This window comes from Kitasatospora sp. NPDC059812 (genome assembly GCF_042732075.1).
Lineage (GTDB): Bacteria > Actinomycetota > Actinomycetes > Streptomycetales > Streptomycetaceae > Kitasatospora.
In genome coordinates, this window is sequence record NZ_JBHWIO010000012.1 from 138,778 (window position 1) to 147,501 (window position 8,724).

Below are 8,724 nucleotides of genomic sequence, written 5' to 3' on the forward strand. Positions count from 1 at the left end.
CTGAGCGCCATCTTCCGGTCGCCCAACCGACCTTCCCCTGTTGCCTGAAAACCGGGATCACCGGACGTAGGGTTTCGTCATGACAGGCACAGGAGACGAGAAGCACTACGGACACGGCCCCGAGCAGGTCGGCGTGCCGCGGAAGAAGAAGGCCTGGCCCGAGAAGCAGAAGGGCCCGGTGCTGGTGCGCCGGGACCAGGTCGGCACGAGCACCACGGACCAGCGGCTGCTGGACACCACCGGCCCGACCGACTGGCTGCACACCGATCCGTGGCGGGTGCTGCGGATCACCTCCGAGTTCGTCGAGGGCTTCGGCGCCCTCGCCGAACTCCCGCCCGCGATCAGCGTCTTCGGCTCCGCCCGGACCCCGGCCGACTCGCCCGAGTACGAGGCCGGCGTGGCCATCGGCCGGGCCCTCGCCGAGGCCGGCTACGCGGTGATCACCGGCGGCGGCCCGGGTGCCATGGAGGCCGCCAACCGCGGCGCCTCCGAGGCCGGCGGCCTCAGCGTCGGCCTCGGCATCGAGCTGCCCTTCGAGCAGGGCCTCAACGAGTTCGTCGACCTCGGGCTGAACTTCCGTTACTTCTTCGTCCGCAAGACGATGTTCGTGAAGTACTCCCAGGGCTTCGTGGTCCTGCCCGGCGGGCTCGGCACGCTGGACGAGCTGTTCGAGGCGCTCACCCTGGTGCAGACGAAGAAGGTCACCCGCTTCCCGGTGATCCTCTTCGGCAGCGCGTACTGGGGCGGCCTCTACGAGTGGCTGAAGAGCACCCTGGTCGCGCAGGGCAAGGCGGCCCCGCACGACCTGGAGCTGTTCCACATCACCGACGAGATCGACGAGGTCATGAAGATCCTCGCCGACACCCGCCGGCCGACCAACCAGATCTAGGTCCCGGGCCCTCCGGGCCGCCTACGCCAGCCCCCGGCGGGCGACCGCCGGGGGGCGGGTGCCCCGGATCGAGGCGACCATGTCCAGCACCTGGCGGGTCTCCGCGACCTGGTGGACCCGGTAGACCTGAGCGCCCAGCCAGGCCGAGACCGCGGTGGTGGCCAGGGTACCGAGCAGCCGCTCGTTCACCGGCCGGTCCAGCGTCTCGCCGACGAAGTCCTTGTTGGACAGCGAGACCAGCACCGGGAAGCCGGTCGCGGTCATCTCCGGCAGCCGCCGGGTGGCCTCCAGCGAGTGCCGGGTGTTCTTGCCGAAGTCGTGCCCCGGGTCGATGATCACCGCGTCCCGCCGCACGCCCAGCTCCACCGCCCGCTCGGCCAGCCCGACGGTCACCCGCAGGATGTCCGCCATCACGTCCTGGTAGCCGACCCGGTGCGGCCGGGTGCGCGGCTCGGCGCCGCCCGCGTGCGTGCAGACCAGCCCGACGTCGTGGCGCGCGGCCACCTCGGCGAGCTTCGGGTCCACCCCGCCCCAGGCGTCGTTCAGCAGGTCGGCGCCCACCTCGCAGACGGCCTCGCCGACCTCGTGCCGCCAGGTGTCGACGCTGATCACGGCCTCCGGGTGGCGCTTGCGCAACTCGGCGACGAAGGGCACGGTGCGCCGCAGTTCCTCCTCCACCGTGACCTCGTCACCGGGCCCGGCCTTCACCCCGCCGATGTCCAGGATCGCCGCGCCCTCGGCCATCGCGCGGTCGGCGGCGGCGAACGCGGCCTCGTCCGCGAAGGTCGCCCCCTTGTCGAAGAACGAGTCCGGCGTCCGGTTGACGATCGCCATGATCACCAGCTCGTCGTCACCGAATTCCCGCGGTCCCAGGCGCAGTGCCACCGATGTCTCCTCCACAGCTGCTGCGGGTGCGATGATGGCCCCCGGCCTCACAGGGACCATGCTGTCATGATCAGTTTGGTCGGGGGCACTTCGCAGCAGGCCGGCCGGGAGTTCGGGAGGACAGCTCGTGTTCTGGGTGATCGTGGTCGCCATGGCCGTGGTGGTCGGCGGCGCCGCGCTGGTGGCGCTCGGCGGGGGCGGCTCGATGCCGGAGGCGGTGCAGGACCGCCTCGCGGCCCGGCTGCCGCAGGACCGTCCGCTGAGCAAGGCGGACGTCGACGACCTGCGGCTGCCGATGGCCGTCCGCGGCTACCGGATGGACGAGGTCGACGACGTCCTGGACCGCCTCGGCGCCGAACTCGCCTACCGCGACTCGCGGATCGCCGAACTGGAGGCCGCCGGCCACCTGCGCGGCGCGGTCGAGGCGACCGACGGCCCGGACGCCGGCGCCGAACCGCTGCCCGGCCTGGAGGAGTTCGCGAAGGTGGTCGAGCCGGCCGTCGCGCTCACCAAGGAGCGGCCCGAGCAGGAGCGGCCCGAGGACGCGAAACCGGTGAACGACCGGTGACCGCCCTCACCGAGGGCGCGGTGCTCGGCGCGGACGGCCTGCGCCGCTGCGCCTGGGGCGAGTCGACCGACGACTACCGGGCCTACCACGACACCGAGTGGGGCCGTCCGGTGCACGGCGACGACGCCCTGTTCGAGCGGGTCTGCCTGGAGGCGTTCCAGTCCGGGCTGTCCTGGCTGACCATCCTGCGCCGCCGGGAGGGCTTCCGGGCCGCGTTCGCCGGCTTCGGGATCGCCGAGGTCGCCGAGTTCGGCGAGGCGGACGTGGAGCGGCTGCTCGCCGACACCGGCATCATCCGCAACCGGGCCAAGATCCAGGCCGCCATCGCCAACGCCCGGGTCGCCCGCGACCTGGACGGCGGGCTGGACGCGCTGATCTGGCAGTTCGCCGGAGCCCCGGACCGGCCGGCCCCCCGCACGATGGGGGAGGTGCCGGCCGTCACGCCCGAGTCGACCGCGCTCGCGAAGGCCCTGAAGAAGGAGGGCTTCCGCTTCGTCGGCCCGACCACCGCCTACGCCCTGATGCAGGCCTGCGGCCTGGTCGACGACCACCTGGCGGACTGCCACGTCCGCACCGCGCGCCCGGTCTGACCGGTCGGGCAGGAAACCCTGGGACCCGCCCTAGCGGCCCAGGTACTGCGGCTTCTCCTTGGCGATGAAGGCGCGGACCGCGATCCGGTGGTCCTCGCTCTCGCCGGCCAGGGTCTGCAGCTCGTCCTCCTTGTCGAGCAGTTCGTCCAGCGAGTGCGAGGCGCCGTACGCCAGCGACTCCTTGATGGCGCCGTAGGCCACCGTGGGGCCTGCGGCCAGCTCCTGGGCGAAGGCCCGCGCGGTGGCGGCGAGCTCCTCGGCCGGCACCACCCTGGTGGCCAGGCCCAGCTCCAGCGCCTCGGCGGCCTTGACCGTCCGGGGCAGCATCAGCAGCTCCGTGGCCCTGGCGTGCCCGACCAGCCGGGGCAGCGTCCAGGAGGCGCCCGAGTCGGCGGTCAGGGCGATCCCGGCGAAGGCGGTGTTGAAGCCGGCCCGGTCGGAGAGGACCCGGAAGTCGCAGGCGAAGGCCAGCGAGGCGCCCGCGCCGGCCGCCACCCCGCCGACCGCGGCGACGGTCGGCTTGCGCATCCCGGCCAGCGCCCGCACCAGCGGGTTGTAGTGCTCGGCGACGGTGCGCAGCGCGCCCTCGCCGGTCTCGTCGGCCCGCTTCAGCATCGTCAGGTGCTCGTTCAGGTCCTGCCCGACGCAGAACGCGCGCTCGCCGGCCCCGGTCAGCAGCACCGCCCGCGCCGCCGGGTCCGCGGCCGCGGCGGCCACGGCGTCCCGCAGTGCGATCTTGGTCGCTACGTCGAGGGCGTTCATCGCCTCCGGGCGGTTGATGGTGATGACGGCCAGGCCGCCGTCCAGCTCGTACAGCACGGAATCGGACATGGGCGAGGGCTCCCCGGTGGTCGGCTCGGTGTCGGTCGAGTGCCAGGATGCCGGAGCGGACGGCCGGGTGGGGAGTGTGAGGTATCGCACCTTTCGACGGCCCGCGCACCGCCGCCACGCCGGGGCTTATGACGGCAATTGCGGCGCTTGGGGGCGGTCCGGCCGATGTTGCACCGAGAGTGATGTTGGTCATCAGCCCGTGGCATGCGGGATAATGGCTTCCGATCAATGCGTTCGATACCGGCGGTGGACGGACTGCCGGTGCGTAGCTGAGCGGTTGCAGGAAGGGGAACGAGCATGGCGGCCATGAAGCCGCGGACGGGTGACGGCCCGCTCGAAGTCACCAAAGAGGGACGGGGCATCATCATGCGCGTTCCGCTCGAAGGCGGCGGACGCCTTGTGGTGGAGCTCACACCTGACGAGGCCGACGCCCTCGGCGAGGCCCTGAAGAAGGCCTGCGGCTGACCGCAGCGGGTGCTCGTCATCTCCTGGAGATGTGCTGCCGGGCCCGGGTACGACGTCATGTCGGCCCGGGCCCCGCGGCGTTTGGGGCCCTGCGGCGTTCAAGGGCCCGGCGCGTCAGGCGCCCGGCGGCCGCGGCCTGAGGCGGCGGGACCGCCACCTGACGGTCCCACTGCCTGACGGCCCTGCCGCTCGACGGTCCTACCGTTTGATGGCGCAGAGCAGCCCGTCCGAGACCGGCAGCAGCGCCGGCAGCAGCGCCTCGCTCTCCCGGACGTCCCGGACCAGGTCGCGCACCGCGCCCGTCTGGGGGTCCTGCAGCTCCGGCTCGGCCAGCCGGCCCTCCTGGAACACCCCCTCGAAGCAGACCATCCCGCCCGGCCGCAGCAGCCGCAGCGACTCCAGCAGGTACTCCCGGGACTCGGCCGGGTCGCCGTCGCAGAACACCAGGTCGTACTGGCCGTCGGCGAGCCGGGGCAGCACCTCCAGCGCCCGGCCCGGTATGAACCGCGAGCGGTTGGCCGCGAATCCGGCCGCGTGGTACGCCTCGCGGGCCAGCTGCTGGCGCACCGGTTCGGAGTCCACCGTGGTGAGCACGCCGTCCGGCCGCATGCCGCGCAGCAGGTAGACCCCGGAGACGCCCGTCCCGGTGCCGATCTCGGCCACCGCCTTGGCGTCCAGTGCCGCGGCCAGCAGCCGCAGGCACGCCCCGCCGCTGGGCCCGATCGCCCGTATCCCGGTGCGCGCGGACTGCGCCCGGGCGTAGGTCAGCACCGCGTCCTCGCCGACGTAGGTGTCGGCGAGGGCCACACGCTCGGGCCCGAACTCGCTGATGGCTGCCTCTTTCGGAGCCCCGGGTTACGGCCCGGTGCCGAGGGAAGTCGATATTTCCTGGCACAGATTACTGGCCGACCGGGAACCGCGTACGGCGGCGGGCCGTTGTCACGAAGGACCGGGTACGGGAGACCTCCCGGGCACTTTTATCCGGGCTTGACGGGTGAGGTGGATATGGTGGTGGCCCTGCTGGGCAGAAGAGCCGACCGAGGAGGTGTGGCCGAGGGCGACGTCCCCGTGCGGCGGCACTCCCGCTGCACCGCGTCGGCCCGTACGCCGAAGCCCGTGATGAACCAGCCTGCGCACTCCGACCTGGACCAGCCCGCCGCCGCAACGCCGGCCGCCGGTACCACCGAGGCCCCCGCCCTCGCGACCTTCACCGAGGGCCCCGACGCGCAGACCTGGACTCCGCCCTCCTGGGAGGAGATCGTCGAGGCGCACAGCGCCCGGGTCTACCGCCTCGCGTACCGCCTGACGGGCAACCAGCACGACGCCGAGGACCTCACCCAGGAGGTCTTCGTCCGGGTGTTCCGTTCGCTGTCCACCTACACCCCCGGCACGTTCGAGGGCTGGCTGCACCGGATCACCACCAACCTGTTCCTGGACATGGTCCGCCGCCGCCAGCGCATCCGCTTCGACGCGCTCGGCGAGGACGCGGCCGAGCGGCTCGCCTCCCGCGAGCCCAGCCCGGCCCAGCACTTCAGCGACACCCACTTCGACGCCGACGTGCAGCACGCCCTGGACACCCTCGCCCCGGAGTTCCGCGCCGCCGTGGTGCTCTGCGACATCGAGGGGCTGTCCTACGAGGAGATCGCCGCCACGCTGGGCGTCAAGCTCGGCACCGTCCGCAGCCGCATCCACCGCGGCCGCTCGCACCTGCGCGCCGCGCTCAAGCACCGTGCCCCCGGCTCGGCCCCCGGGCGCGAGCGCCGCGGCGGCTCGGAGGAGCCGGTGCCGGTCGGCGCCGCCGTCGAGGGCGCGCTCGCGCCGGGTGTGCGCGGACGGAGGCGATCGTGAGCGGAACCGGCCGGTCCGGGCCGGGCCAGCCGGACCCGTCCGGCCGGTCGGCGGCCAGGCGGGGCTGGGCCCTGCCCGGCCGCCGCGGCGGCGACGAACCGGGCGAGCCCGTCCTGCCCGCGCTCCCGCTGCCGGGCGAGACGGCGCTGCGCGCGGTGCCGGTGCGCCCCGCCGAGCCGGCCGCCGAGGAGCACCACCTCGGTGAGCGCCTCTCCGCGTTCCTGGACGGCGAACTCGGCCACGACTCGCGCGATCGCGTCCAGGCCCACCTGGCGACCTGCCCGCAGTGCCTCGCCGAGGTCGACGCGGGCCGGGCCGTCAAGCACCTGCTGACCCGCACCGGCACCCCCGGGCCGTCCTCCGGCCTGATGGCCCGGCTGATGGCCGTCGGGGCCCTGCCGGCGGACGATCCGGCGGACGCCGACTGGCCCGTCGGGCGCGGCAGCCGCGGTGACGACGACGACCTGCCCGGCGGCGGGGTCGCGGCCGGCGGCACGCTCGGCGGCAGCCGGCTCACCGGCGGCTCCTTCGGCCGCGGCGCTGGCGCCTCCTTCGGCACGGGCGCGCTCGGCGCCGACACCCCGGTGCCCGGGGTCGACCCGCGGGCGTTCGGGCGCGGCGGCGCGGTGCTGCGGCCCCTGATGGGCCGGCGCAACGGCCGCCCCGAGGCCGCGGCCCGCCCCGAGAGCCCCGCCCGGCCCCGCCAGGCCGCCGCCTCCGTACGCTCCGCCGCGCCGCGCGGGCGCCGCTTCGTCTTCGCCGCCGCGGGCGCCTTCTCGGTCGCCGCGGTCACGCTCGGCGGGGTCGGCGGCCTCAGCGCGCAGAGCGAGGACCAGCACGGCAACCCGGTCAGCACGGTCGGCAACAGCGGCGGCACGGGCCGCGGCGGGGGCCTGGTCCCGATGACCGCGCAGATCCCGGTGGACTTCCCGGCCCACCCCGTCGCCGCGACCCGCGACGCGACGCCGCCGCCGGCCGCGGAGCGAAACTCGGGCGGCCTGCCCGCACTGCGCCAGCAGACCCGCTAGGCCCTGTCCGGGCCTGGAGCGCCGCTCGCGCCCCGGTCGCGACGATCTCGGCCATCGGCAGGTCTTTACCACGGCTTCATCGCAGCGTGGACCATGGACCCGCCGATGGCCATTACCCTGTAGGGACCGTCGTCCGACGAGCTAGGGAGCTTAGGTGTTCAGCGATGTAGGCGGGCTGGAGATCCTGACCCTGGCCGTGATGGCGATCATCATCTTCGGCCCCGACAAGCTCCCGAAGCTGATCCAGGACACCATGGGCTTCATCCGGAAGGTCCGTTCCTTCGCCGACAACGCGAAGGAGGACATCCGCAGCGAGCTGGGCCCCGAGTTCAAGGACTTCGAGTTCGAGGACCTGAACCCCAAGACCTTCGTCCGCAAGCAGCTCCTGGGCGACGAAGAGGACCCGCTGGGCCTCAAGGAGATGAAGGACTCGCTCGACATCCGCTCCGTCCTGGACGACAAGCCGGCGGCGCCGGTGAACGGCCGCAACGGCAGCGTCAGCTTCGAGAAGGCCGCCGCCCCGGTGGCGGCCTCCACCGGGGCGCCGTTGCAGCCCGGCGAGCGGCCCCCGTTCGACCCCGACGCGACCTGACCGGCCCCCGGTCACGCCCCGTACGACCACGCCACCGCCCCGCCCGGCCGCCCGGCTGAGCGGGGCGGCGGCGTGTGCGCCGCTATTGTGCTGATTGTTCCCGCTGAGCCGTCCGTCACATTCCGCGCTGTCGCGGACCAGGAACGGCTCCCGGGAACGCCGCGGTACGCCACGATGGGAGCGCGCCACGGCAGGCAAACGTGTGTTTGAGGAGGCCCGGGGATGGACGCGACGAGTCAGGCGGTGGGGACGACGGCCACGGCCGGCGGACCGGTGGTCGGCGGACAGGCCGGCCCGGCGGACCCGCTGGTGCCCTACCTGTCCGCCGACTTCCCCTGGTACGGCCTGGACGACGGCTGGACCGGCCGCCGCTACCTGATGCAGGCCGGCGCCGGAGGCCCCCGGGCCGGGGCGCCCGGCAGCGTCGACTACGGCAGCCTCGGCCACGGCGAGGAGCCGGCCAGGCAGTACGAGCCGCGCGACATGCGCAGGTTCGCGGTCGTGGTCACGGTGGCCCGCCGGGACAGCCGCCGCAGCGCCGACAACACCGGCACCCTGGAGGCGACCTCCGCCTCCTCCGCCGCCTGGCTGGCAGGCTCGGGCCTGCTCGCCTCGACCTGGCCCGGCCAGCTCGACCGCGCGCTGCGCCAGGACTGGCTGGACCAGCAGAGCACCCTCGCGTGGGACCTCGCCGACGACCTGGCCGGCCCCGGCTGGTCCACCCTCAGCCTCCCGGTGAACGGCCTGCCGCAGCCCTTCCGCTACCGCGAGTCCGAGTACGGCTGGGTGCTCGCCGGCGAGGCCCCCGGCGTCCTGCTCGGCGCCTACGGCCGCGGCGTCAGCGCCTACGGCGCCGGCTTCGCCACCGCGCCCGACCTGACCGCCTACACCCGCCCGTAGGGCGCGAGGACGCCGAGCACGCCGAAGGGGCCGGGTGGTGGGACCCCCCCGCCCCGAGGGCGGCGCGGCGGCCCGAACTGTTTTTGGGGGGGCGGCCCCCGGGGATGCCCGGGAGGGCGCGCGGGGCG

General features: G+C 74.2%; 11 protein-coding genes. 8 read left to right on the plus strand and 3 right to left on the minus strand.

Annotated elements, in window-relative coordinates; translation table 11 throughout:
* The first annotated feature begins 79 nt into the window (after positions 1–79).
* The gene (locus tag ACFV6D_RS09425) at positions 80–889 is read left to right on the plus strand and encodes a TIGR00730 family Rossman fold protein (RefSeq protein ID WP_380429103.1); all 810 of its coding nucleotides are present in this window, start codon (positions 80–82) and stop codon (positions 887–889) included.
* Between the two features lie 21 nt (positions 890–910).
* Here the strand turns inward: ACFV6D_RS09425 and folP are convergent, their stop codons facing one another.
* Positions 911–1,723: a dihydropteroate synthase gene (gene folP, locus ACFV6D_RS09430; protein ID WP_063351161.1), complete on the minus strand. Its 813-nt coding sequence runs from the start codon at positions 1,721–1,723 to the stop codon at positions 911–913.
* A 178-nt stretch (positions 1,724–1,901) separates the two neighbouring features.
* Here folP and ACFV6D_RS09435 point away from each other — a divergent pair, with 178 nt between their 5' ends.
* Together ACFV6D_RS09435 and ACFV6D_RS09440 are read left to right on the plus strand one after the other, a co-directional pair.
* Entirely contained in the window at positions 1,902–2,342 is a 441-nt protein-coding gene (locus tag ACFV6D_RS09435) for a DivIVA domain-containing protein (RefSeq protein WP_063347936.1), read from the plus strand.
* The gene (locus tag ACFV6D_RS09440) at positions 2,339–2,932 is read left to right on the plus strand and encodes a DNA-3-methyladenine glycosylase I (protein ID WP_363372569.1); all 594 of its coding nucleotides are present in this window, start codon (positions 2,339–2,341) and stop codon (positions 2,930–2,932) included. The genes ACFV6D_RS09435 and ACFV6D_RS09440 overlap by 4 nt, the downstream gene beginning before the upstream one ends.
* 30 nt (positions 2,933–2,962) lie before the next feature.
* On the opposite strand, the gene ACFV6D_RS09445 is transcribed toward ACFV6D_RS09440, so the two are convergent.
* Positions 2,963–3,763, minus strand: coding sequence for an enoyl-CoA hydratase-related protein (locus ACFV6D_RS09445; RefSeq protein ID WP_063347934.1), 801 nt, complete (start codon positions 3,761–3,763; stop codon positions 2,963–2,965).
* A 297-nt stretch (positions 3,764–4,060) separates the two neighbouring features.
* On the opposite strand from ACFV6D_RS09445, the gene ACFV6D_RS09450 reads away from it, so the two are divergent.
* On the plus strand, positions 4,061–4,228 hold the full coding sequence (locus ACFV6D_RS09450) for a DUF3117 domain-containing protein (protein WP_014137929.1): 168 nt from the start codon (positions 4,061–4,063) through the stop codon (positions 4,226–4,228).
* 198 nt (positions 4,229–4,426) lie between these two features.
* Here ACFV6D_RS09450 and ACFV6D_RS09455 read toward each other — a convergent pair whose 3' ends face one another.
* Positions 4,427–5,035, minus strand: coding sequence for an O-methyltransferase (locus tag ACFV6D_RS09455; protein ID WP_244293377.1), 609 nt, complete (start codon positions 5,033–5,035; stop codon positions 4,427–4,429).
* Positions 5,036–5,347: 312 nt separating this feature from the next.
* Here ACFV6D_RS09455 and sigE point away from each other — a divergent pair, with 312 nt between their 5' ends.
* The 4 genes from sigE to ACFV6D_RS09475 all read left to right on the plus strand — a co-directional run bounded on the left by sigE (position 5,348) and on the right by ACFV6D_RS09475 (position 8,596).
* Positions 5,348–6,076 (plus strand): RNA polymerase sigma factor SigE, encoded by a 729-nt coding sequence (sigE, locus tag ACFV6D_RS09460; protein ID WP_063351160.1) that lies wholly within the window; start codon positions 5,348–5,350, stop codon positions 6,074–6,076.
* Complete coding sequence (locus ACFV6D_RS09465; protein WP_380341385.1) at positions 6,073–7,104, plus strand: zf-HC2 domain-containing protein; 1,032 nt, start codon at positions 6,073–6,075, stop codon at positions 7,102–7,104. The genes sigE and ACFV6D_RS09465 overlap by 4 nt, the downstream gene beginning before the upstream one ends.
* A gap of 154 nt (positions 7,105–7,258) precedes the next feature.
* Positions 7,259–7,696 carry a sec-independent translocase gene (locus ACFV6D_RS09470; RefSeq protein WP_063347931.1) on the plus strand — a complete coding sequence of 146 codons (438 nt, stop codon included), beginning with the start codon at positions 7,259–7,261 and terminating at the stop codon, positions 7,694–7,696.
* A 222-nt stretch (positions 7,697–7,918) separates the two neighbouring features.
* Positions 7,919–8,596 carry a hypothetical protein gene (locus ACFV6D_RS09475; protein WP_063347930.1) on the plus strand — a complete coding sequence of 226 codons (678 nt, stop codon included), beginning with the start codon at positions 7,919–7,921 and terminating at the stop codon, positions 8,594–8,596.
* The last annotated feature ends 128 nt before the right edge of the window (positions 8,597–8,724 follow it).

What these genes read in the sequence shown, in the direction of transcription:
- ACFV6D_RS09450 (WP_014137929.1), top strand. Translation starts at nt 4,061, where the DNA reads ATGGCGGCCATGAAGCCGCGGACGGGTGACGGCCCGCTCGAAGTCACC.
- ACFV6D_RS09425 (WP_380429103.1), top strand. Translation starts at nt 80, where the DNA reads ATGACAGGCACAGGAGACGAGAAGCACTACGGACACGGCCCCGAGCAG.
- folP (WP_063351161.1), bottom strand. Translation starts at nt 1,723, where the DNA reads ATGGCGATCGTCAACCGGACGCCGGACTCGTTCTTCGACAAGGGGGCG.
- ACFV6D_RS09475 (WP_063347930.1), top strand. Translation starts at nt 7,919, where the DNA reads ATGGACGCGACGAGTCAGGCGGTGGGGACGACGGCCACGGCCGGCGGA.
- ACFV6D_RS09445 (WP_063347934.1), bottom strand. Translation starts at nt 3,763, where the DNA reads ATGTCCGATTCCGTGCTGTACGAGCTGGACGGCGGCCTGGCCGTCATC.
- sigE (WP_063351160.1), top strand. Translation starts at nt 5,348, where the DNA reads ATGAACCAGCCTGCGCACTCCGACCTGGACCAGCCCGCCGCCGCAACG.